The 23,379-nt window shown below is 56.5% G+C and carries 23 protein-coding genes; 12 read left to right on the top strand and 11 right to left on the bottom strand.

Going from position 1 to position 23,379, the window contains the following annotated elements; translation table 11 throughout:
* Nucleotides 1-9: 9 nt before the first annotated feature.
* Nucleotides 10-900, bottom strand: coding sequence for a sulfolactaldehyde 3-reductase (gene yihU / locus O1724_RS22970; RefSeq protein ID WP_023323900.1), 891 nt, complete (start codon nucleotides 898-900; stop codon nucleotides 10-12).
* A 155-nt stretch (nucleotides 901-1,055) separates the two neighbouring features.
* Here yihU and O1724_RS22965 point away from each other — a divergent pair, with 155 nt between their 5' ends.
* The 6 genes from O1724_RS22965 (at nucleotide 1,056) to fabY (ending at nucleotide 5,800) form a co-directional block, all read left to right on the top strand.
* Nucleotides 1,056-1,952 carry a sugar kinase gene (locus tag O1724_RS22965; protein ID WP_045346523.1) on the top strand — a complete coding sequence of 299 codons (897 nt, stop codon included), beginning with the start codon at nucleotides 1,056-1,058 and terminating at the stop codon, nucleotides 1,950-1,952.
* Nucleotides 1,953-1,986: 34 nt separating this feature from the next.
* Nucleotides 1,987-2,787, top strand: coding sequence for a DeoR/GlpR family DNA-binding transcription regulator (locus tag O1724_RS22960; protein ID WP_003861944.1), 801 nt, complete (start codon nucleotides 1,987-1,989; stop codon nucleotides 2,785-2,787).
* A 118-nt stretch (nucleotides 2,788-2,905) separates the two neighbouring features.
* The gene (gene yihX, locus O1724_RS22955; RefSeq protein ID WP_003861947.1) at nucleotides 2,906-3,505 is read left to right on the top strand and encodes a glucose-1-phosphatase; all 600 of its coding nucleotides are present in this window, start codon (nucleotides 2,906-2,908) and stop codon (nucleotides 3,503-3,505) included.
* Nucleotides 3,499-4,380, top strand: a complete 882-nt coding sequence (locus O1724_RS22950; protein WP_003861949.1) for a virulence factor BrkB family protein — start codon at nucleotides 3,499-3,501, stop codon at nucleotides 4,378-4,380. The genes yihX and O1724_RS22950 overlap by 7 nt, the downstream gene beginning before the upstream one ends.
* The gene (gene dtd, locus O1724_RS22945) at nucleotides 4,377-4,814 is read left to right on the top strand and encodes a D-aminoacyl-tRNA deacylase (RefSeq protein WP_003861951.1); all 438 of its coding nucleotides are present in this window, start codon (nucleotides 4,377-4,379) and stop codon (nucleotides 4,812-4,814) included. Before O1724_RS22950 ends, dtd begins: the two co-directional genes overlap by 4 nt.
* 44 nt (nucleotides 4,815-4,858) lie before the next feature.
* The gene (fabY, locus tag O1724_RS22940) at nucleotides 4,859-5,800 is read left to right on the top strand and encodes a fatty acid biosynthesis protein FabY (RefSeq protein WP_015569910.1); all 942 of its coding nucleotides are present in this window, start codon (nucleotides 4,859-4,861) and stop codon (nucleotides 5,798-5,800) included.
* 8 nt (nucleotides 5,801-5,808) lie between these two features.
* On the opposite strand, the gene O1724_RS22935 is transcribed toward fabY, so the two are convergent.
* The 5 genes from O1724_RS22935 to fdnG all read right to left on the bottom strand — a co-directional run bounded on the left by O1724_RS22935 (nucleotide 5,809) and on the right by fdnG (nucleotide 12,568).
* Complete coding sequence (locus O1724_RS22935) at nucleotides 5,809-6,729, bottom strand: alpha/beta hydrolase (RefSeq protein WP_003861954.1); 921 nt, start codon at nucleotides 6,727-6,729, stop codon at nucleotides 5,809-5,811.
* A 315-nt stretch (nucleotides 6,730-7,044) separates the two neighbouring features.
* Entirely contained in the window at nucleotides 7,045-7,974 is a 930-nt protein-coding gene (gene fdhE / locus O1724_RS22930) for a formate dehydrogenase accessory protein FdhE (protein WP_023323896.1), read from the bottom strand.
* Nucleotides 7,971-8,606, bottom strand: a complete 636-nt coding sequence (gene fdoI / locus O1724_RS22925) for a formate dehydrogenase cytochrome b556 subunit (protein ID WP_003861958.1) — start codon at nucleotides 8,604-8,606, stop codon at nucleotides 7,971-7,973. The genes fdhE and fdoI overlap by 4 nt, the downstream gene beginning before the upstream one ends.
* Nucleotides 8,603-9,505 (bottom strand): formate dehydrogenase subunit beta, encoded by a 903-nt coding sequence (gene fdxH, locus O1724_RS22920; protein WP_014072386.1) that lies wholly within the window; start codon nucleotides 9,503-9,505, stop codon nucleotides 8,603-8,605. The genes fdoI and fdxH overlap by 4 nt, the downstream gene beginning before the upstream one ends.
* A gap of 12 nt (nucleotides 9,506-9,517) precedes the next feature.
* Entirely contained in the window at nucleotides 9,518-12,568 is a 3,051-nt protein-coding gene (gene fdnG, locus O1724_RS22915; RefSeq protein WP_112018002.1) for a formate dehydrogenase-N subunit alpha, read from the bottom strand.
* A gap of 371 nt (nucleotides 12,569-12,939) precedes the next feature.
* On the opposite strand from fdnG, the gene fdhD reads away from it, so the two are divergent.
* Together fdhD and O1724_RS22905 are read left to right on the top strand one after the other, a co-directional pair.
* Nucleotides 12,940-13,776, top strand: coding sequence for a formate dehydrogenase accessory sulfurtransferase FdhD (gene fdhD, locus O1724_RS22910; RefSeq protein ID WP_003861964.1), 837 nt, complete (start codon nucleotides 12,940-12,942; stop codon nucleotides 13,774-13,776).
* A 114-nt stretch (nucleotides 13,777-13,890) separates the two neighbouring features.
* The gene (locus O1724_RS22905; protein WP_003861966.1) at nucleotides 13,891-14,103 is read left to right on the top strand and encodes a YdgH/BhsA/McbA family protein; all 213 of its coding nucleotides are present in this window, start codon (nucleotides 13,891-13,893) and stop codon (nucleotides 14,101-14,103) included.
* Between the two features lie 39 nt (nucleotides 14,104-14,142).
* Here the strand turns inward: O1724_RS22905 and O1724_RS22900 are convergent, their stop codons facing one another.
* Together O1724_RS22900 and O1724_RS22895 are read right to left on the bottom strand one after the other, a co-directional pair.
* Nucleotides 14,143-14,466: an AzlD domain-containing protein gene (locus O1724_RS22900; protein WP_003861969.1), complete on the bottom strand. Its 324-nt coding sequence runs from the start codon at nucleotides 14,464-14,466 to the stop codon at nucleotides 14,143-14,145.
* Complete coding sequence (locus O1724_RS22895) at nucleotides 14,466-15,125, bottom strand: AzlC family ABC transporter permease (protein WP_022652076.1); 660 nt, start codon at nucleotides 15,123-15,125, stop codon at nucleotides 14,466-14,468. The genes O1724_RS22900 and O1724_RS22895 overlap by 1 nt, the downstream gene beginning before the upstream one ends.
* 103 nt (nucleotides 15,126-15,228) lie before the next feature.
* Here O1724_RS22895 and O1724_RS22890 point away from each other — a divergent pair, with 103 nt between their 5' ends.
* The 4 genes from O1724_RS22890 to O1724_RS22875 all read left to right on the top strand — a co-directional run bounded on the left by O1724_RS22890 (nucleotide 15,229) and on the right by O1724_RS22875 (nucleotide 20,329).
* Nucleotides 15,229-15,777 carry a helix-turn-helix domain-containing protein gene (locus O1724_RS22890; RefSeq protein WP_003861973.1) on the top strand — a complete coding sequence of 183 codons (549 nt, stop codon included), beginning with the start codon at nucleotides 15,229-15,231 and terminating at the stop codon, nucleotides 15,775-15,777.
* A 17-nt stretch (nucleotides 15,778-15,794) separates the two neighbouring features.
* A complete protein-coding gene (locus O1724_RS22885; protein ID WP_126297317.1) occupies nucleotides 15,795-16,790 on the top strand; it encodes a LacI family DNA-binding transcriptional regulator in 996 nt (331 codons plus the stop codon).
* A gap of 105 nt (nucleotides 16,791-16,895) precedes the next feature.
* On the top strand, nucleotides 16,896-19,019 hold the full coding sequence (locus O1724_RS22880; protein WP_063855755.1) for an alpha-galactosidase: 2,124 nt from the start codon (nucleotides 16,896-16,898) through the stop codon (nucleotides 19,017-19,019).
* 44 nt (nucleotides 19,020-19,063) lie between these two features.
* Nucleotides 19,064-20,329, top strand: a complete 1,266-nt coding sequence (locus O1724_RS22875; RefSeq protein WP_126297316.1) for an MFS transporter — start codon at nucleotides 19,064-19,066, stop codon at nucleotides 20,327-20,329.
* Between the two features lie 33 nt (nucleotides 20,330-20,362).
* Here the strand turns inward: O1724_RS22875 and O1724_RS22870 are convergent, their stop codons facing one another.
* From O1724_RS22870 to O1724_RS22860, 3 genes are read right to left on the bottom strand one after another with little or no spacing between them, the layout of a single operon-like run.
* On the bottom strand, nucleotides 20,363-22,147 hold the full coding sequence (locus tag O1724_RS22870) for a DUF2235 domain-containing protein (RefSeq protein ID WP_126297315.1): 1,785 nt from the start codon (nucleotides 22,145-22,147) through the stop codon (nucleotides 20,363-20,365).
* Between the two features lie 3 nt (nucleotides 22,148-22,150).
* Nucleotides 22,151-22,669: a DUF3304 domain-containing protein gene (locus O1724_RS22865; RefSeq protein WP_063855752.1), complete on the bottom strand. Its 519-nt coding sequence runs from the start codon at nucleotides 22,667-22,669 to the stop codon at nucleotides 22,151-22,153.
* Nucleotides 22,669-23,181, bottom strand: a complete 513-nt coding sequence (locus O1724_RS22860; protein WP_063944854.1) for a DUF3304 domain-containing protein — start codon at nucleotides 23,179-23,181, stop codon at nucleotides 22,669-22,671. Before O1724_RS22860 ends, O1724_RS22865 begins: the two co-directional genes overlap by 1 nt.
* Between the last annotated feature and the right edge of the window lie 198 nt (nucleotides 23,182-23,379).

Genomic DNA, 23,379 nt, shown 5'->3' with positions numbered 1-23,379 from the left:
CCTTTCGTATCAGTGTGATTTTTTCAGCCCGGCAGATGCGCGAACCTGTTCAAGAATGGCCGTCCAGTCCTCGCGCCCGCGCCCGGCGGCGCGAGCCTGGTTGTAAACTTCGCGGGAGGCCGCGCCCAGCGGCATCGGAACGTGGAGCTGGTTGGCCACGTCGAGGGCGATCCCCAGGTCTTTATGCGCAAGGTCGATCATGAAGGCGGGAGAAAGATCCCCTTTCAGCACCTTGTTCGGCCAGGATGTCGTGAAGTGGCCTTTACCCGCAGGCGTACCGCTCATGACCTTGAGCGCCACGTCAAAGGAGAGGCCAAGCGCTTCGCACAGCACGGCGGCCTCGGCGGAAAGGGCGTTCAGGGCAATGCTCATGTAGTTATTGATAAGCTTCACGCGGATGCCCATGCCTGGCCCGCCGGCGTTAATCAGCTCATTGCCCATCGCCATTAAGACCGGGGTGGCGCGCTCAACCTGCTGGGCCGTGCCGCCTGCCAGCAGGAGCAGCGTGCCGGCGATGGCATGGTCAGAGGTGCGTCCGACGGGCACGTCCATCAGGCTGAAGCCTTGCTCAGCCATGTCGCGTATCAGCGCGTCGGTTTGCAGCGGGTGAATGGTGGACATATCAATGACCAGCGCGTCGCGGGATAATCCTTCGCACACGCCGTGCTCGCCGAACAGGACGCTGCGTACCAGGTCGCCGTTTGGCAGCATGGTAATTACGAATTCCGCGTCCGTTGCTGCCTGTGCTGGCGTAGCCGCCGCCCGAGCGCCGCTCTCTACCAGCGCCTGAACCGCCTGCGGGTTCACATCAAAAACGTTAAGCTGGTGGCCCTGTTTCAACAGATTCTTCGCCATGGGCGCGCCCATCTGTCCTAAGCCGATAAATGCGATTGCTGACATGCCTCTCTCCTGTCACATCGTGTCAATTTTTGCGCGTTTGTGGTGTCTGTTTTTGATCGTATTTGTAATTTATAGTCAAAAAATTGACACGGGTCACTTTTTAAACATTTGGTGAAATTAAAATGAAGGCATCAGAAATCGCAGAAGGAATCACCATGACTCGCATCGTTTGTGTCGGCATTACCGTGCTGGATCGCATCTGGTATCTCGATGATTTACCGAAAGAAGGTGGGAAATATGTCGCAAAAGACTATACGGAAGTGGGCGGTGGCCCGGCGGCAACGGCGGCAGTGGCAGCCGCGAAACTGGGCGCGGAAGTGGATTTTATTGGCCGGGTGGGGGACGACGATACCGGCAGACGGCTGCTCGCGGAGCTGGAATCCCTGGGGGTGAATACCCGCTACACGCGCGTAGTTAAGGGAGCCCGATCGTCGCAATCGGCGGTGCTGGTGGACGGCAGCGGGGAGCGTGTTATAGCGAACTATTCCAGCCCCGATCTCCCTGCGGTGGCAGACTGGCTGCAAGAAATCGACTTCTCGCAGTGGGATATTGTCTTAGCCGATGTGCGCTGGCATGACGGGGCAAAACAGGCATTTACCCTGGCCCGTCAGCAGGGCGTACCGACGTTGCTTGATGCGGATGTCACCCCGCAGGACATCGCGGAGCTGATCGCCCTAAGCGACCACGCGGCCTTCTCCGCGCCGGGATTGCGGCGTTTAACGCAGCGGGATGACACCGAAGACGCGCTGAAAAAAGCACAAACGCTCACAAATGGACATGTGTATGTTACGCAGGGGCGAGACGGCTGCTTCTGGCTGGAAAACGGCGCATTGTGTCATCAGCCCGGCTTTGAGGTGAACGTGGTGGATACCACCGGGGCGGGCGACGTGTTCCACGGTGCGCTGGCGGTCAGCCTGGGGCAGAAATTACCCGCCGCAGACGCCGTGCGTTTTGCCAGCGCCGTCGCAGCACTGAAATGCACAAAGCCCGGCGGGCGCGCGGGTATACCCGACTGTGATCAAACCCGCTCTTTTTTGTCACTTTTTGTATAAAATGCGGGGCGTGATGGTTTTCAGAGGACAGCCCATGAGCCTTACCGAACTGACCGGCAACCCGCGTCACGATCAGCTGCTGACGCTGATTGCCGATCGCGGCTATATGAACATTGATGAACTGGCGCAGCTGCTGGATGTCTCCACGCAAACCGTGCGCCGGGATATCCGTAAGCTCAGCGAGCAGGGGCTGATCACCCGTCATCACGGCGGCGCGGGCAGGGCATCCAGCGTGGTCAACACGGCGTTCGAACAGCGTGAAGTCTCGCTTACCGAAGAGAAACGGGCGATTGCCGAAGCGATTGCGGACTATATTCCCGACGGTTCGACCATTTTTATCACCATCGGGACGACCGTGGAGCACGTTGCCCGGGCGCTGCTTAACCATAATCATCTGCGCATCATCACTAACAGCCTGCGGGTGGCGCACATTCTTTATAAGAATCCGCGCTTTGAGGTGATGGTGCCCGGCGGTACGCTGCGCCCGCATAACGGCGGCATTATCGGTCCTGCGGCAACGGCGTTCGTGTCAGGATTTCGCGCAGATTACCTGGTCACCAGCGTCGGGGCGATAGAGCACGACGGCGCGATGATGGAATTTGACGTTAACGAAGCCAGCGTGGTGAAAACCATGATCGCTCACTCCCGTCACATTTTACTGGCGGCCGATCATACGAAATACCACGCCTCCGCGGCGGTTGAAATTGGCAACGTGGCGCAGGCGACGGCGCTGTTCACCGATGAGCTGCCCGGCCCGGCGCTGCAAAATCACCTCAAATCCAGCAAGGTTGAGGTTGTCGAAGTCAATTCCGGAGAAGAGCAGCAGGCTGGCTGATCATCCTATGGCCCGATATTGCGATTCGGGCCTTTCCTTTCTCTAAGCTGAATCTGGCGCATAGCTAAAGTTTCTCTTTCCCGCTACAGTTACTTCTCCACGGCGAAAGGAGATAAACATGCTTTATATCTTTGACTTAGGAAATGTAATCGTCGATATCGATTTTAACCGGGTGTTGGGCGCATGGAGCGATTTTAGCCGTGTTCCGCTGGCGACGTTAAAGCAGAATTTCGCGATGGGTGAGACTTTCCATCTGCACGAGCGCGGTGAGATCAGCGACGAAGCGTTCGCAGAGCGTTTCTGCCAGGAAATGGGTCTTTCGTTAAGCTACGAGCAGTTTTCCCACGGCTGGCAGGCCATATTTGTCGCGATCCGCCCGGAAGTGATCGACATCATGCACAAGCTGCGCGAGCAGGGGCATCGTGTTGTCGTGCTGTCTAATACTAACCGCCTGCATACCACCTTCTGGCCGGATGAATACCCGGAAATTCACGCGGCGGCAGATAAAGTGTATCTCTCCCAGGAGATGGGGATGCGTAAACCTGAGGCGCGCATCTATCAGGCAGTATTGCAGGAAGAAGGATTCACGGCAGCGGATGCGGTCTTTTTTGACGACAACGCCGATAATATAGAAGGGGCTAATCAGTTAGGTATCACCTCCATTCTGGTGACCGGAAAAGAGACGATACCGAACTACTTTGCGAAGCAGTTATGCTAAAAACCGTTCATCAAAAAGCCAATCACCACACGCGCCCGCTGAGGGCGTGGCTGAAACTCCTCTGGCATCGCATTGATGAGGACAACATGACCACGCTGGCGGGCAATCTCGCTTACGTGTCGTTGCTCTCGCTGGTGCCGCTGGTGGCGGTGATTTTTGCGCTTTTTTCGGCATTTCCAATGTTTGCCGATGTGAGCATGCAGCTTCGCCATTTTGTTTTCGCAAACTTTATTCCTGCCACCGGCGATGTGATCCAGAACTACATTGAGCAGTTTGTCGCAAACTCCAGCAAGATGACGGCGGTGGGGGCGTGTGGGCTTATTGTTACCGCGCTGCTGCTGATGTACTCCATCGACAGTGCGCTCAACACCATCTGGCGGAGCAAAAAAGTCCGCCCGAAGGTTTACTCCTTTGCCGTCTACTGGATGATTTTAACCCTTGGCCCATTGCTGGCGGGGGCAAGCCTGGCGATCAGCTCCTACCTTCTTTCGCTGCGCTGGGCGACCGACTTAAACAGCGTGATCGATAACGTGCTGCGTATCTTCCCGCTGATTTTATCGTGGCTTTCGTTCTGGCTGCTCTACAGCGTGGTACCAACCACGCGCGTACCCAACCGGGATGCCGTGGTGGGTGCGCTGGTCGCGGCGTTGCTCTTTGAGCTGGGCAAGAAAGGATTCGCGCTTTATATCACCATGTTCCCCTCTTATCAGCTGATTTACGGTGTGCTGGCGGTGATCCCCATTTTGTTTGTCTGGGTCTACTGGACGTGGTGTATCGTCTTGCTTGGCGCCGAAATAACTGTCACTCTCGGAGTCTACCGCGAACTCAAAAAAGCAGCAGAAGCTGAAAAACAACAAGAAGCAGACCAACCATGATTGCATTGATTCAGCGCGTAACCCGTGCCAGCGTCACCGTGGCGGATGAGGTGACGGGTGAAATTGGCCCAGGACTTTTGGTGCTCCTGGGTGTCGAAAAAGATGACGACGAACAAAAAGCTAACCGCTTATGTGAGCGCGTGCTGGGCTACCGCATTTTCAGCGATGCGGAAGGCAAGATGAACCTGAACGTTCAGCAGGCGGGCGGCAGCGTGCTGGTGGTTTCCCAGTTTACGTTGGCTGCGGATACCGAACGCGGCATGCGGCCGAGTTTTTCGAAGGGCGCGGCACCGGAGCGCGCAGAAGCTCTATACGAGTACTTTGTTGAGCGCTGTCGCCAACAGGACATGAATACACAAACCGGACGATTCGCTGCGGATATGCAGGTTTCGCTGGTGAACGATGGCCCCGTCACATTCTGGCTCCAGGTATGAGCCAACTGGCGGTATGGCCGCGGGTAACAAGAGAGAGTACAGCTATGTATCACCTTCGAGTACCGCAAACGGAAGAAGAATTAGACGCTTATTACCATTTCCGCTGGGAAATGCTGCGCAAACCACTGCATCAACCGAAAGGCTCTGAACGCGACGCCTGGGACGCGATGGCGCACCACCAGATGGTGGTTGATGAAGAGGGCAACCTCGTTGCCGTGGGACGTCTGTACATCAATGCCGACAACGAAGCTTCAATCCGCTTTATGGCCGTTCATCCCTCCGTGCAGGACAAAGGCCTTGGAACGCTGATGGCAATGACGCTGGAATCCGTTGCCCGTCAGGAAGGGGTCAAGCGCGTCACCTGTAGCGCCCGCGAAGATGCCGTTGAGTTCTTTGCCAAGCTTGGTTTCGTGAATCAGGGGGAAATCACCGCCCCGCAAACTACGCCGATTCGTCACTTTTTGATGATCAAACCCATCGCCACGCTGGACGATATTCTCCATCGCGCCGACTGGTGCGGGCAGCTCCAGCAGGCGTGGTATCAGCACATACCGCTCAGTGAAAAAATGGGCGTGCGTATTCAGCAGTATACCGGACAAAAATTTATCACCACCATGCCGGAAACCGGCAACCAGAACCCGCACCATACCCTGTTTGCCGGCAGCCTGTTTTCACTCGCCACGCTCACCGGATGGGGACTGATCTGGCTGATGCTGCGCGAACGTCATCTCGGCGGCACCATTATTCTGGCCGATGCCCATATCCGCTACAGCGCGCCGATCAGCGGCAAGCCGAGCGCGGTAGCTGACCTGGGCGCACTGGGCGGCGATCTCGACCGTCTGGCGCGTGGACGTAAAGCACGCGTACAGATGCAGGTTGAGCTGTTCGGCGATGAAACGCCAGGCGCGGTGTTTGAAGGCACCTATATCGTTCTGCCTGCGAAGCCGTATGGCGCGTATGAAGAGGGTGGGAACGAGGAGGAGTAGTCTCCTTCTCACTCTCGCCCGGCATGGTTAATGCGCCAGGCAATATCTCGCATAATGTCTCGCGCTGACTGGCTAATTCCACCCAACTGGAAGAAGCCGTGAATTACACCCCGCCATTGTTGAGCGGTACACTTCACGCCTTGCGCCGTGAGGCGCTGATAAAGCGCCTCGCCTTCGTCACGTAACGGATCATACTCAGCGGTAACAATATGGACCTTCGGCAGACCGCTAAAGTCGTTGCGCCACAGTGGACTGACTTCAGGATGCTGACGGTCGGCTCCAGCCAGATACATTTCATAGCCGCTCAAAAGGGTATCGCGAGTAATCACGTAATCCATGCCATTGAGGGTATAGCTTTCAAGACTGGCCGTAGCGTCGAGCATGGGATAGATAAGAATGAGCTGCGCGGGATCCCAGAGCCCTTTTGCCTTAAGCCGCAATGACGTTACCAGCGCCAAATGCCCTCCTGCGCTGTCTCCACAGAGGGTGAGTCGGTTCTTATCCACGCCTAATTCGTCTGCATACTGCCAGACCAGATTCGCACCTCTTTCAGCATCGTCATGTGCGGCGGGGAAGGTATGCTCCGGCGCCAGTCTGTACTGAATCGCAATCACCCGGCAATTGCCGTAGTAGGCTAACTGACGGAGCTGGTTGTCATGGGTATCAAAGCCGCCGCTGATAAAACATCCGCCGTGGTAGTAGATGGCAGCAGGCAATATTTCAGGCGCATTGAGAGGTGAAAATACCCGAATGGTAAGACCCTCAAGAACAAGCGTCTCCAGCTGAACGCGCGTTTCGGTCTTCCCGGCAAGCTCCGTGCTGGCAATATAGCCTGCTCGTCGTACCTCAATTGTCTGGCGACGCGATGAGGGGCGACCTGCAGCGATAAATCCTTGAACCAGCCGTTCAATACCCTTTTCCAGTGCCATGAAAACACCTTTTAACTGTATGAATGTACAGCTTTATAGCCTGGTTTGATTCAAAAGAAAACAAGAATATTATTGAGGGGAAAAGTCTTGAAAGCTGCTCGCAAAGGCGAGAGCTTTTTTATTATCTGCTTTCGTCACAGACATAAAGTGCGGATGTTGCCTGAGATTTGCCGTGGAAGAGATGCTAAAGCGATAACGCGTCTTTAGACGGATCCTGGACTACGGGCTGAAGAGCATCTGGCATATAAGACGGCAGGTATTGCTGTCGAGGTGTAGGCCGGGCAAGCTCGCGCCGCCCGGCACTGTCACAGGAGATTACTCCCCTTCACCCGGGAACAGGAACGGGTTGATAGAGCTGCGGGCAAAGCCCTCCTGCTCCATTTTGGCGTCCAGAATCAGCGAGGCGAGATCGTCGGCCACCGCTTCGACTTTCGGGTCTTTTTCCTGATACAGAATCTTCAGGTAAGTCCCGCAGTCGCCGCAGCTTTCGGCTTTCACCGCTGCGTCTTCGTTTTCCAGCGACCAGTAGTTCAGATCGCGGGTCTGCTCGCAGTTGCTGCACTTCACGCGCACCACGTGCCACTCGGTTTCACACAGGTTGCAGTGCAGGTAGCGCAGCCCCTGTGTCGTACCAATCTGTACCATGCTGGAGACCGGCATTGAACCACACACCGGACAGAACTGGCGCGCTTCGCCGTATTCGGCGCGGGCTTTGCCTGGGATCAGGCTCGCCATTTGCGCCCAGTAGAGCGACAGCGCAGCCCAGATGAACGGCGCTTTATCGCTGCTCACCAGCGAGAAGTCGGAAGCAAACAGCGCGCTCGCCATCTCTTCCAGCTCTTGCTCTGAGGCTTTTTCCAGGTTCTCAATGACCGCCAGCGCCGTGCCGCTCATCTCGGGCTTCAGCTCGGCAATCAGCGAATGCAGCAGCTTATGCCAGTGCTTGTCGCGCGGCAGGACGTGAATGTCCAGCGGCGGCTTGCCCTGTTCGTTGGCTTCTTTGATGCGTGCGGTCAGGTCCATTTGCAGCGGATGGTCGTACAGCACCACTTCCTGCGCATGGGCGACCAGCGCGGCAAAACGCAGAAAATCGCCCAGCGGGTTGTTCTCTGCCAGCTCGCGCAGACGCTCTGCGCGGCGGTTGTAGAGGTTCTTGAGTCTGGGGAATAACAACGGCGGAATATACTCCGCCGTACGTTTCTCGCTCGACCCCAGCTCATCTTGCGGGATTATGCGAATACTCATTCAGATGACTTTTCCTGTTTCTGGCGGACTTCACGGTACCAGCGCGGGTGATGTTTCTTCGCCCACGTTTTGGTGACCCAGCCTTCCACCATCGCGGTAATGGTGCCTTTCACCCAAAGGGCGGCGTAAATATGCACCATGATAACCACAATTAACGCCACTGCGGCAAATGAATGCAGCATTAGCGCAAATCGGATCACCGGGATTGAGAAAGCAGGCGCAAAGTACGGACGCCAGATGATCACGCCGCTCACCAGCAACAGGACCAGGAAGATAATCGCCGCCCAGAATACGCATTTCTGGCCGAAGTTATAACGCCCGGTATCACCTACTTCCTCGTTGACGACGATCTTACGAATATTCTTCGCCCAAAAGATATCATCCCGATTGATTAGGTTATGGTGCCAGTAACGGAAAAACATGATGATGAACGACGCGAACATGATGACGCCCACAAACGGGTGCAGTATACGCGCCAGCTGTGGTGTCCCCATGATCTGCATCAGCCAGTTGAAGGACGGGAAGAAGAACCCCAGCCCGCTTATCGCCGCCAGCATGAAGCAGAAGGCGGTGACCCAGTGGTTGATACGTTCCGGCGCGGTGTAGCGCACGATGGTGTCACGTTTTCTCATTTGCGCACCTCGTCTTTCTCTTCATGCAGGTTGTCGTCTTCCTCTTCCGCGCGGTTCGGACCAACGCCGACGTAGTGGAAGATGCTCGCTGCGAAGGTGGCAGCAAAACCGACCGCGGCCAGCGGTTTCCAGATACCTTTCCAGAACTTCACGGTGGCGCTGATTTCCGGGTTCTCCGGCAGGCCGTGATACAGGTTCGGCTTGTCGGCGTGGTGCAGCACGTACATGACGTGCGTACCGCCAACCCCGGCAGGATCGTACAGGCCCGCGTTATCGTAACCACGGGTTTTCAGCTCGCCCACGCGCTCTGCCGCCAGCGTTTTCATATCCTCTTTGGAGCCAAAGTGGATAGCGCCGGTTGGGCAGGTCTTCACGCACGCTGGCTCCTGGCCGACATTTACGCGGTCAACGCACAGCGTACATTTGTAGACGCGGTTGTCTTCCGGGTTCAGGCGCGGCACGTCAAACGGACAGCCCGCGATGCAGTAGCCGCAGCCAATGCACTGCTCGGACTGGAAGTCGACGATGCCGTTGGCATACTGAATGATAGCCCCTTCTGACGGACACGCCTTCAGGCAGCCCGGATCCGCACAGTGCATACAGCCGTCTTTGCGAATAAGCCATTCCAGCTTGTCGTTCTGCTCCACTTCCGAGAAACGCATTACCGTCCAGGACTTGGCGGTCAGGTCCGCCGGGTTGTCGTACACCCCGACGTTGTGACCCACTTCGTCACGGATGTCGTTCCACTCAGAGCAGGCCACCTGACAGGCTTTACAGCCGATACAGGTGGTCACGTCGATAAGCTTCGCCACTTCCTGCTGGTGGTCCCGCGCCTGAGGCGCGGGCGTGAAACCGTTAGTCGCGGAACGACGGATAATGTCTTGAGATTGATAAGCCATAAGTCGTCTCCGTTACACCTTTTCCACGTTCACGAGGAAGGCCTTAAACTCCGGCGTCTGCGTGTTCGCATCACCGACGAACGGCGTCAGGGTGTTCGCAATGAACCCTTTCTTCGCCACGCCCTCATAACCCCAGTGAATCGGGATGCCGATGGTATCCACCTGCTGACCGTGAACGTTCAGCGTGCGAATACGCTTGGTCACCACCGCCTTGGCTTTGATGTAGCCGCGGTTAGAGGAGACCTTCACGGTATCGCCATGGGCAATGCCGAGTTTGTTCGCCAGCTTCTCGCCGATCTCCACAAACTGTTCCGGCTGCGCGATGGCATTCAGCAGCGCGTGCTTGGTCCAGTAGTGGAAGTGTTCGGTCAGACGGTAAGTGGTGCCGACATACGGGAACTTGTCCTTTTTACCCAGCGCTTCAAAATCGCCCTTGAAGATACGGGCTGCCGGGTTAGAGACCACGTTCGGGTGCAGCGGGTTAGTACCCAGCGGCGTCTCAAACGGCTCGTAGTGTTCCGGGAATGGCCCTTCCGCCATCTTATCGATAGCAAACAGACGGCCCATCCCTTCAGGCTGCATGATAAACGGCCCGACATCGCTGCCTGGTGCGGCAGTGCTGTAGTCCGGAATATCCACGCCGCCCCATTTCGCGCCGTCCCACTTCAGAAGCTGACGCTTCGGATCCCACGGGTTGCCCTGCGGATCAGCGGAGGCACGGTTATAGAGGATGCGGCGGTTAAGCGGCCACGCCCATGCCCAGCCCAGCGTATTACCGAGGCCCGACGGGTCGGCGTTATCGCGGTTGGCCATCTGGTTGCCTTTCGGCGTCCAGCTCCCGGCAAAGATCCAGCAGCCGCTTGACGTCGTACCGTCATCGCGCAGGTGCGCGAAGGTGCTGAGCTGATCGCCTTTCTTCGCCAGCACCGCACCGGTCGCCGGGTCGATAACGTCCGCCAGCGCTTTACCGTTGCTCTCCATGGCCACTTCTTCCGGCGCTGGGTTTTCCGGCGTCGAGTAGTTCCAGGTCATGTTCAGTACCGGCTCAGGCGTTGCGCCGCCCTCAGAGGCGTACATCTTACGCAGGCGTAAGAAGATGCCGGCCAGGATCTCGCCGTCATTCAGGGCGATGCCCGGGGCGTCTGCGCCTTTCCAGTGCCACTGCAACCAGCGGCCGGAGTTGACGATAGATCCGTTCTCTTCCGCGAAGCAGGTGGACGGCAGACGGAACACTTCGGTCTGAATCTTCGACGGATCGACGTCGTTCGACTCACCGTGGTTCTGCCAGAACGTCGACGTTTCGGTATTGAGCGGGTCAATCGTCACCAGGAACTTCAGCTTCGACAGAGACTCGACAACCTTGTTCTTGTTCGGGAACGACGCCACCGGGTTAAAGCCCTGGCAGATATAGCCGTTGACCTGGCCCTGGTGCATCATTTCGAAGTACTGAAGTACGTCGTAACCTTTGTCCCACTTCGGCAGCCAGTCAAAGCCCCAGCTGTTTTCCGCCGTCGCCTTGTCGCCGTAGAAGGCTTTCATCAGCGAGACGAAGAACTTCGGATAGTTGCCCCAGTAGTTCACCTGGCCTTCGAGCAGCGGTTTTGGCGTGCTGGCCGTCAGGTAGGTTTGCAGGTCAGTCTGTTTCTCGCTCGGCAGGTTCATGTAACCCGTCAGGCTCTGAGACAGCAGGCCGAGGTCGGTCAGACCCTGAATGTTGGAGTGACCGCGCAGGGCGTTCACGCCGCCGCCTGCCATCCCCATGTTGCCGAGGAGCAGCTGAACCATCGCCATGGTGCGGATGTTCTGCGCGCCGATGGAGTGCTGCGTCCAGCCGAGCGCATACAGGAACGACGCGGTTTTATCTTTCGCGCTGGTTTCCGCAATCAACTCGCAAACCTTCAGGAAATCCGCTTTCGGCGTCCCACAGATGTTTTCGACAACCTCCGGCGTATAGCGGGAAACGTGCTCTTTCAGCAGGTTCCACACGCAGCGGGGGTGTTGCAGGGTGGTGTCGCGCTTCGCAAAGCCGTTTTCGTCCAGCTCGTAGTTCCAGCTGGTTTTATCGTATTTGCGTTTTTCGGCGTCGTAACCGCTGAACAGGCCATCTTCGAAGTGGTAATCCTCACGCACGATCAGGCTGGCGTTGGTATAGGCTTCGGTGTACTCGCGGTTATATTTTTCGTTGGTCATCAGGTACAGCAGTACGCCTGACAGGAAAGTGATGTCAGTACCTGAACGAATAGGGGTGTAGAAATCCGCCACTGACGCTGTACGCGTAAAGCGGGGATCGATCACAATCAGCTTCGCGCCGTTGTGGATTTTGGCTTCCATCGCCCAGCGGAACCCGACAGGGTGCGCTTCAGCGGCGTTACCGCCCATCACCACAATAAGGTTGGCGTTCTTGATGTCGACCCAGTGGTTGGTCATCGCACCGCGACCAAATGTTGGAGCAAGACTTGCTACCGTTGGTCCGTGTCAGACACGCGCCTGGTTGTCGACCGCGAGCATACCGAGTGCGCGCGTAAATTTCTGGGTTAAATAGCCGGTTTCGTTACTGGACGCTGAAGCACACAGCATGCCGGTGGAGAGCCAACGGTTAACGGTGGTGCCTTCGGCATTCTTCGCGATAAAGTTGGCATCGCGGTCTTCTTTCATCAGCTTAGCGATGCGATCGAACGCTTCTTCCCAGCTGATTTGCTGCCATTTGTCAGAGCCGGGAGCGCGATACTCAGGAAACTTCAGGCGGCTTTCGGAGTGGATAAAATCTACCAGACCGGCCCCTTTCGGACAGAGTGCACCACGGTTTACCGGGTGATCCGGATCGCCTTCGATGTGGAAAATAGATGCTTTGGCGTTTTTCGCACCGTCGCCGAGGCTATACATTAACAGCCCACAGCCGACGGAGCAGTACGTACAGGTGTTACGGGTTTCGCGGGTGCGCAGCAGTTTATACTGCCGTGTTTCCGCCAGCGCTACACCGGGCGCAAAGCCCAGTGCCGCCGCCGTGGTGCCTGCCATACCGCCAGCGCAGATCTTAAAGAACTGCCTTCTGCTGACCTGCATGGGTCACTCCTTGGTTCATTACGACATTGCTATGTAGTTTTACTTTGCGGTTGAGAATTAACCGCAAAGGAGAAAAATTTGCGTTAATCCCTCATTTCTCCGAGGGATAAGCCCAGAATACCACAATGTCGGTACGCCTGTTCCAACGGGGTTAAAACAAAGTGAACGTATTATCACGGCATTGATTATAAAATGTGATATCAATCACATTTTAACCTGTGCATGTTAAAGAGGTGTAGCAGGTGATCGGTTGCACCCCTCCGTATTGAGTAGGAGAATGGTTGCTGAAAAGTTGATCCATACTATGCGTAAGGCCTGCCGTTTGTGTTGCAATAGCAGGCTCACTTCCGTGGTTGTTCAGGAATACCGTTGTGTCTAAACAAAACCGTGTTGCCCACGCGTCGCCACTGCCTGCGGGTATTGTGGAACTGTCGGTACACAGACCGCCTCACATTTCACATGCCACGCCGGATTTTCTGGCGGAAGAGGTCCCCGTTGCCCTGGTTTACAACGGTATTTCGCATGTGGTGATGATGGCCTCGCCGAAAGATCTGGAGCTGTTCGCCATAGGTTTTTCCCTCTCGGAAGGCATCATTGCGCATCCGCAGGAGATCTACGGCATGGATGTGGTTCATGCCTGTAATGGTCTTGAAGTGCAAATCGAACTCTCCAGCCGCCGCTTTATGGGGCTGAAAGAGCGCCGCCGGGCGCTGGCCGGACGTACCGGCTGCGGCGTGTGCGGCGTTGAACAGCTTAACGATATCGGCAAACCCATTATCCCGCTGCCGTTCACCCAGACGTTCAATCTGGCGCACCTTGATCGGGCGCTTGAGCACCTGAACGACGTGCAACCCATCGGTCAGCTCAGCGGCTGTACCCACGCGGCGGCATGGATATTGCCGTCAGGCAACATTGCCGGCGGTCATGAAGATGTGGGCCGCCACGTCGCGCTGGATAAGCTGTTAGGTCGCCGCGCTCGGGAAAGCAACGTCTGGCAGCAGGGCGCGGCGTTAGTCTCCAGCCGCGCCAGCTATGAGATGGTGCAAAAGTCCGCCATGTGCGGCGTGGAAATTCTGTTTGCGGTGTCAGCGGCAACCACGCTGGCGGTGGAAGTGGCGGAGCGCTGCAACCTGACGCTGGTGGGGTTCTGCAAGCCGGGTAGAGCAACTATTTACACCCATCCGCAGCGATTGATAGTTGATCAGTAATTTTGAATGAGTATAGCAAATCCTTCCGCTTTTAGTTGTTCATGATGAGGTCTAATATTTATCTCATCAAGGCACGGCGCCTTATCTAAACAACTTAACGAAAGGGTTTACCTCATGAAAAGCATCAAAACTTTTGTCGCAGTAATCGCTCTGGCTACCTCTTTTGGTTCTTTCGCTGCGCAGACAGTGACCGCATCCGCCTCTACCCTGGATGGTGCAGAAGCTAAAATCGCTGCACAGGCTCAGGAAGCGGGCGCGTCATCGTACAAAATTACCCAGGCATTCACCGGTAACCGCGTACACATGACCGCTGAACTGAACAAATAATTCCGCTATACCGTCGAAAGAGCGCCCCTGGGGCGCTTTTTAGTTTATGCCTGCCAGACGCAGCAGTGCGGTCACCACCGCCGCCGCGACGATCACCACAATTAACGGCATTTTGCGCCAGGCCAGAAACACCGCGAACCCCACGCCCAGCACACGTGCCATCCCGGCAAAATGGTCCCCTTCATAAAACGTTGTCGCCAGCGCGACGGAGAACAGCAAAACGGTAGCCGCGTCTGAAAGCAGCGCCTGCGACCGTTCTGAAAGCGCCAGCCGGTTGCCAAGCTTCGCTCCGCCAAGACGCATCAGATAGGTTCCGGCAGAAAGAATGGCGATGCCGAGAATAAAGACCGTCATGTTTTCCATTATTTTTTCCTCGCGGCAAGGCCGAGCAAAGAGAGCAGCACCGGCAGACCCACCGGCGCAAACGGTACGGCGGCCAGCGACAACACTGCGCCGCTACAGGCGCGGATCAGCGTGGTACGGTTTTTAAATGCCGGCACCACTAACGCCAGCAGGATCGCCGGGAACACCGCGTCCAGCCCGATGGTTTCCGGGTCTGGCAGCAGCTTGCCGACCATCGCCCCCAGCACCGCCCCCAGCGGCCAGATAATTGCCACGCCCAGGCCGCACAGCCAGTAGGCCGCTTTACGCTGCTCGGCGGTTTTTTGCGAAAGGCCGAACACCACGCTTTCATCGTTCATGATATGACAGCCCAGAAAGCTCAGGCCGCGCTTGCCCACCAGGTCACGCACCGTTACGCCGAACGGCACATGGCGCGCGTTTACCAGTAAACCGGCCGCGGCCGCTGCCAGCGGATTGCCGCCGCTTGCCACGATGCCAATAAACATAAACTCGGATGCGCCTGCCAGCACCGTGAGGGAGAGGACAAACGGCACCCACAGCGGGAAACCGTAGGCCATCGCCAGTGAGCCATAAGACATGCCGACTACGCCCACCGCGAGGCAGACCAGGACGATCGCTTTTATCGTGTCGCCTTTCAGACAGGAGAGGTGTTTCTTCATACCATTTTAGCCATATCGAACGTATTTCCATTATAATGAACGCATCAAAATCGTTTTACAAGGCGAACGATTCGTTCGTTATAGAGAGAAAGAGGCCGTTTTTATGACGCAGCCAATCAGCGTGATCGCCAAAAGCCTGGTACGAGAACGCCTGCGAACCGGGCTCTCACTGGCGGAAATTGCCCGCCGTGCCGGGATCGCCAAATCCACGCTTTCACAACTGGAGTCTGGCAACGGCAATCCTAGCCTGGAAACGCTGTGGTCGCTTTGCGTGGCGCTGGATATTCCGTTTGCCCGGTTACTGGAGCCGCAGCAACCCGTCACGCAGGTGATCCGCCGCGGCGAGGGCACAAAAGTCGTCGCCGGGCAGGCGAACTACGAGGCGATTTTGCTCGCGGCGTGTCCGCCGGGCGCGCGTCGTGATATCTATCTGCTGCTGACTCAGCCGGGGGCAGACCGTATTTCCCAGCCCCATCCGCCTGGTTCGGTTGAGCATATTATCGTGACCCAGGGGCGGGCGATGGTCGGTCTGATCGACGCGGCGGAAGAACTCGGCCCGGGAGATTACATTTGCTACCCTGCTGACCAGCCGCATATCTTTAAGGCGCTGGAGCCCGATACGCACGCGCTGCTGGTGGCGGAACAAAACTAAAGAAGATACGGAAAATCATGTCGCTTAAAGCCATTGCCAAAGAACTGGGGCTGTCTGTTACCACCGTCAGCCGCGCCCTCAACGGATATGACGACGTTTCTGCTGAGACGCGCGCCCGCGTGGAAGCGGAGGCCCAGCGCCGTGGCTACCGACCAAATACCTTTGCCCGTCGCCTGAAGATGGGCAAAATTGACGCCGTTGGGCTGGTGTTTCCGGTGCATCCTGTTCCGCTCAATAACAGCGTTTTTATGGACATGGTCGGCGAAATTAGCCACGAACTGGCGCGACATGAGATTGACCTGCTGCTCATCGCTGACGACGATCTGGCGGACAAACACAGCTATATGCGCATGGTGCAGAGCCGACGCGTGGATGCGCTGATAGTGGCGCATACGCTGGATCACGATCCGCGTCTTGAGCAGCTTCAGGCCGCCGGGTTTCCGTTCGTGGCGCTCGGCCGCAGCCAGCTCCCGCAGCCGTACGCGTGGTTCGATTTCGACAACTATGACGGTACGTATCAGGCCACCCGCTGGCTGATCGAGAAAGGCCATCAGCGCATTGCGCTGCTGGGCGAAAGCAACAACCAGGCATTCATCACCCAGCGCCGCCAGGGCTACCTGGACGCGCTGCGGGAAGCCGGACTTTCCAGCGAATGGCTGCGCGCCATGCCCCCTTCGCGCCGCGTGGGTTATGCCACCACGCAAGAACTTCTCTCCCTGCCGCAGCCGCCCACGGCCATCATTACCGACTGCAACACCCACGGCGACGGCGCAGCGATGGCCCTGGCGCAGATGGGACGCTTAACCGGTGAAAATGCCGTCTCGCTGGTGGTCTATGACGGCTTACCGCAGGACAGCATTGTCGATATCGACGTCGCGGCGGTGATCCAGTCTACCCGTCAGGGCGTCGGGAAACAGATTGCCGATATGGTGCGCCAGCTGATTAACGGCGACGACATTGACACCCTTCAGGTGCTCTGGCAGCCAGAATTCTCCCCAGGCCAGACGGCCTAATCACACCAAAAATTCCAAACCCGATCACAGATCCGAAACGTTTTGGTTTGTATCCGAAACGTTTCGGATCAAAACTCAGGACATCCCGATGACAGGAGATGTCCGATGCAAGATGCCATTTTTCGACTTGAAAGCAATACGGTTGACGTGGTGCTAAAAACCCACCCGTTCGCCGAAATTCTCTACTGGGGGCCGCACCTTCAGCACTTCTCGCCGCAGGATGTCCTGAGTATCGCGCGCCCGGTTGCTAACGGCAGGCTGGACGTCGACTCCCCCGTCACGCTGATGGCAGAGCTGGGGCATGGGCTGTTTGGCTCGCCGGGCATTGAGGGGCATCGCCAGGGGCTGGACGGATCGCCGGTATTTAAAACCACGCAGGTGCAGCAGGCGTTAAACGCCCTGACAATCACTGCTGAAGACGAGCATGCAGGCTTGCGCCTGACCAGTGAAATAGCGCTGGATGCCAGCGGCGTACTGGTGGTGCGCCATGGGTTAACCAACCTGAAAACGCTGGCGTGGCAGGTGGATCGCTTTGCCGTGACGCTGCCGGTGGCCGAACGCGCGCAGGAGGTGATGGCCTTCCACGGACGCTGGATCAGGGAGTTTCAGCCGCACCGCGTTACGCTTGAGCACGACAGCTTCGTGATTGAAAACCGCCGGGGTAAAACCTCCCACGAACATTTCCCGGCACTGATTTCAGGTACGCCGTCATTCAGTGAAATGCACGGCCACGTCTGGGGTGTGCATCTGGGCTGGAGCGGCAACCATCGCCTGCGCGCAGAGGCGAAAACCGATGGCCGCCGCTATATGCAGGCCGAAGCGCTCTACCTGCCGGGTGAAATGGCGATTGAAGAGGGGGAAACGCTCTGGACGCCGCGCCTGTATGCCAGCCACTCCCCGCACGGGCTGAACGGCATGAGCCAGCAGTTCCACCGCTACCTGCGCGATAACGTTATCCGCTTCCCGGAAGATAAACCGCGCCCGGTGCATCTCAACACCTGGGAGGGGATCTACTTCGACCACGATCCGGACTACATCATGCGCATGGCCGACGAGGCCGCAGCGCTGGGCGTGGAGCGCTTTATCATTGACGACGGCTGGTTCAAAGGCCGCAACGACGACCACGCCGCGCTGGGCGACTGGTATCTGGACGAGAAAAAATACCCGAACGGCCTTAAGCCGGTGATCGATCACGTTAAACAGCTCGGCATGGAGTTTGGTATCTGGGTTGAGCCGGAGATGATTAACCCGGATTCCGATCTGTACCGCGCGCACCCTGACTGGGTGCTGGCGCTGCCGGGCTACGCCCAGGCGACCGGGCGACATCAGCTGGTGCTCAATCTTAATATTCCTCAGGCCTTTGATTATCTGGTCGAGCGCATGAGCTGGCTGCTGGGTGAACACGCGGTCGACTACGTGAAATGGGACATGAACCGCGAGCTGGTGCAGCCAGGGCACAAGGGCAAAGCCGCCGCCGATGCCCAGACGCGCCAGTTTTATCGCCTGCTGGACGTGCTGGGCGAGCGTTTCCCGCACATTGAGTTTGAATCCTGCTCCTCCGGCGGCGGGCGAATCGATTATGAAGTGCTGACCCGCTGCCACCGCTTCTGGGCGTCCGACAATAACGACGCGCTGGAGCGCAACACTATCCAGCGCGGCATGAGCTACTTCTTCCCGCCGGAGGTGATGGGGGCGCATATAGGTCATCATAAGTGTCACGCTACCTTCCGCCAGCACAGCATTCAGTTCCGCGGGCTGACGGCGCTGTTTGGTCACATGGGGCTGGAGCTGGATCCGCTCACCGTCGTCGCGCAGGAGCGTGAAGGCTATCGACATTACGCCGCGCTGTATAAGCGGTGGCGCGAGGTCATTCATCACGGCACCCAGTGGCGCGTGGATATGCCGGACGCCACCACCCTGGCGCAGGGTATAGTGAGCGAAGACAAGACGCAGGGGCTGTTTTTGGTCAGCCAGCTCGCGATGGCGGATTACACCCTGATGATGCCGCTGCGCATGCCGGGGTTAGACGCCAGCGCGCAGTACCGCATCACGCTGCTCGATCACCCGAACATTCAGATTACGGGCGAGGGCGGGCACACCATGCGCAAGCTGCCGGCGTGGATGGACGCGCCGCAAACGGTAAGCGGTGAATGGCTGATGCAGGCGGGTATTGCGCTGCCGATTCTGGATCCGGAAACCACCATTCTGATTGGTGTGGAACGCGTGTAAGGGTGACGGGCCGGGCAACCGGCCCTCCGTTGAGGATAAAAATAATGAACACAACAACCTGTACCCACAAAGACAACCCTAACTTCTGGATCTTCGGGCTGTTCTTCTTTCTCTACTTCTTCATCATGGCCACCTGTTTTCCGTTCCTGCCGATCTGGCTGTCGGACATCATCGGCCTGAACAAAACCCATACGGGGATTGTTTTCTCCTGCATCTCGCTGTCGGCCATTGCCTTCCAGCCGGTGCTGGGGGTCATTTCGGACAAGCTGGGGCTGAAAAAACATTTGCTTTGGATCATTTCGGTGCTGCTGTTCCTGTTCGCGCCGTTCTTCCTGTACGTCTTCGCCCCGCTGCTGAAAACCAATATCTGGCTGGGGGCGCTGAGCGGTGGGTTGTATATCGGCTTTGTCTTCTCAGCGGGTTCGGGGGCGATTGAGGCCTACATTGAACGTGTGAGCCGCAACAGCTTTTTTGAGTACGGCAAGGCGCGCATGTTCGGCTGTCTCGGCTGGGGGCTGTGCGCCTCAACGGGCGGCATCCTGTTCGGCATCGATCCGTCGTATGTTTTCTGGATGGGATCGGCGGCGGCGCTGTTGCTGATGCTGCTGCTGGTGGTCGCGAAACCGAAGCCCAACCAGACGGCGCAGGTCATGAACGCCCTGGGCGCGAACCAGCGGCAGATCACTGCTAAAACCGTGTTCAACCTGTTCCGCCAGCGCAGAATGTGGATGTTCATCCTGTACGTGATTGGCGTGGCCTGCGTATATGACGTCTTCGACCAGCAGTTTGCTACCTTCTTCAAAACCTTCTTCGCCACGCCGCAGGAGGGGACCCGCGCCTTTGGTTTCGCCACCACAGCGGGGGAAATCTGTAACGCGATCATCATGTTCTGCTCGCCGTGGATCATTAACCGCATCGGTGCGAAAAACACGCTGCTGATTGCCGGGGTGATCATGGCGACGCGCATTATCGGATCGTCGTTTGCCACCACCGCCGTGGAGGTGATTGCCCTGAAGATGCTGCACGCGCTGGAAGTCCCGTTCCTGCTGGTGGGGGCATTCAAGTACATCACCGGGGTGTTTGATACGCGCCTGTCGGCCACCATCTACCTGATTGGCTTCCAGTTTGCCAAACAGTCGGCGGCGATCTTCCTCTCCGCCTTTGCCGGAAATATGTATGACCGGGTCGGCTTCCAGGAGACGTATCTGATACTGGGCTGTTTCGTGCTGGCGATCACGGTGGTGTCGGCGTTTACGCTGAGTGGCAGGCGGGAGATTGCTGCTAGCAGGGGCGCGGTGGAGGTGAATTAGGGAAGGGTGCTGCCGCGAATGCGGCAGCATGACTTAGGCTTCAGGCATCTCCATTGAGCGGATCGCAAAAAAGTCCTGCGAAATACCCGCCCCTTTGTCGACCGTCTGCAGATCGTGAACGAACCATGCGTATATTTCTGGCGGTGCGGTATCCAGGGGTAATGGCCGGGGCTTACCGAGATTTGCCGCGTGGAAGTATTCCAGAAACCGCTTCGCACGCCACAGCGCTGGTCCATATACGTTTGGAACGATATCCCTGCGTTTGTCCCTGGGGTCCTGTTCCATACTGTTTCGCATTCTTATGGCGGCATCCTTGACGTCATCAAGCCAGCCCCAGTTTTGCTGCAATACGGCCAGTTCACTGGCGTACTGCCCGGCGGTCTCTTTCGCCTCCTGCGTGATGCCAGCAAACCCTGCCGATGCGCCAGCTGCGGCCAGCGTATCCCCGCGATGTTTTTCATATTTCATGCATTCCGTGCGGTACTGATAGTACTGACGGCCCAGCCAGTCGATATAGCTGTCCAGATGACGGTTCTGGCATGCGGTGCTTAATGAAGTAAAGGGTAGTGCGCTCTGGTACGCCTCTGCCCACTGCAGGACGGACTGGTTTTTGACGTTGTCCTGGACGATGAAATACTCGGCAACAACAGGGTTGCTTTCATTTAACGACTGAAAATCAGGGAAAGGCACGCCCGCCATGGCCGCCTCACGGTACATCCTGTGGAGCGCCACGCGACAAAGCTCCGCACTGGGCTTCTGTTCGTCAGGTTTCAGGCCCCCGCCGATATCCTCCGCGCATCCGGGATAGAGTTCTTCCTTGTGCGCCGGGTTATTGCCGGTGCGGTACAGGCAGCGCCAGACGCGGGTTTCATGGGCGGCAACCAGATGCAGGCTTTTCTTTACCGACTCAGGCAAGGGGGTATCCTGGTCGATGGACTTGTCTCCCAGCAACACGCTAATCCCTTTTATCGGCCCGCCAAACGCAGAGATAAAGTAATCCACGCCGTTGTTGTTGCTGGCCGACGTGCGTCGCGAGCAGTCAAACAGGCCGGTAAAGACGATATCGACGGGTATGCCCTGGTAGGTGTATTTATCCCCCTCTTTCTTACAGATATCTTTCAGCAGACTGTCCAGGAATTTACGTGCCAGGGTAGCGCCGAGGTCAAAACCGAAAAGGGAGACAGAAATGAGTTTAACGGGGACCGGGCTTTTTTTAACGGCTTCTTTGTATCCCTCTTCAAACGTTATTTTGGTCGATACAATACGGGTATCGGCGCCAGTCACCAGCATATCCGCTATTGTGGGGTTATCGCGCAGCCAGGGGGTGGCTTCGATACTGACTTTTTTGGCCGCATTTTTTGCAGTGTCGAAGGCCAGATATTTCCATTCCACAGGGTTAAGGAGTTTCTTACCCTGATGTTTTAAAATCTCGTACCAGCTGTTGCCTTTTAAAAAATCCACACCCGATTCTTTGGCCATTTCACCGGGCTGATCTTTTAAATTATCCGTTATGCTGTCCAGGCCGCCATCCATGATGGTGTGAAGCTTTTCAGCAATGGTTTCATGGAAAGGGGTACCCAGGCCAGAAATGTAAAACTTTGAGTAGTACTCTTTACTTGTTTTTTGCGCATCATCAGGAAATGCACGAAACAAACGAGCAATATTGCTAAGTCGACGTTCTGCTGCGTCCTGTTCTATATTCCTGTGAATACCGTCAAAGAAGAAGCCAACATGCCATATCCGCGAACAGTTCCCTAAACCAGCATCTTCTGCCTGCTGGGCCCGATTTGCCGCGGCGATAAGGCTTTCAATATCCATATATTATTTATCCTTTTTTAATTCTGAGGTTTGGTCTTTAATATCGCGAGAATCAGGATGATTAAAACCGGTACTCCACCATAACCGGACGTTTTCTTCAGGCAGGAAATAGGTATGAAGGTAATTTTCTCCCCACTGACGTTGCGGCATGGGCAATATTTTTTTGTGGACTTCTGATCGCACCCCCGCCTTGTATTGCGCAAGTGTGTAATCTACAGTCCAGATAATTTCTGCCTTGTCCCCGCTTATGCTGCCGCAGCAGGTTGCTCCACCGCCACCATAAGCAAATGCATTTGCCCCCGCCACGCCGTTTACGCTAAACTCTCTTATTGGCCTGTCAATTTCACTGTGAATAATCAGCGTTACCGGCCCTGACGGTGGTCCCCAGACCGCAGCCCATACCGACCAGCCAAGATAAATCACCACCGGCAGTATCAGTGCTCCCCAGAGCCATTTTCCCCAGCGGGCATAACCGCGATTCACGGCGCTGTCTATATTTTGATATTTACCGAACCATCCCATTATTCTGTTTCCCTGTTATTAGCATTCTCCTGATGCGTTTCATAAGGCGACCATGCGTTATCACTCCATCCCAACAGGACTTTATCGCCCGGGAGGAAATGAACGTGTAAATCATTTTCGCCCTGCTTCCGTACTGGCATAGGCATTTCTGTGCGACGAGTTTCGAGACGCATACCTTTAAGATATTGTTCATGAGTAATATCCAGCGTCCAGATTATTTCAGCCTTATCCCCGCTAATATTCCCACAGCAGGTTGCCCCTCCCCCCCCTTGCGCAAAGGCATTCGCCCCCGCCACGCCATTTACGCTAAACCCCAGGATAGGTCTGTCAATTTCACTGTGAATAATCAGCGTTACCGGCCCTGACGGTGGTCCCCAGACCGCAGCCCACACCGACCAGCCAAGATAAACCACCACCGGCAGTATAAGTGTTCCCCAGAGCCATTTTCCCCAGCGGGCATAACCCCGGTTAACCGCGCCGTCTATTTTTTTATACACACTGAAAAATCCCATTCTGTGCATTCATCCATGATGTTGGGGGTTGTTAATCAAGAAGTCGTAAAGCAGTGTCATACGCTAACTCAGTACCACCCTGTAATGGGGCAGCCCGGAAAAATGTATGGTTCATCTAAAGGCAAGTGGCAGGGTTACCCTGCCACAAAATGCGGAGAATCTGACGTGATCGGATAATTTAGTCACGCGAGGTTGTCC

Source organism: Enterobacter cloacae complex sp. HYC074_NIDB (assembly GCF_056673345.1).
The sequence above is the reverse complement of the archived record's forward strand: the minus strand, read 5'-3'. Positions and strand labels throughout refer to the sequence as shown.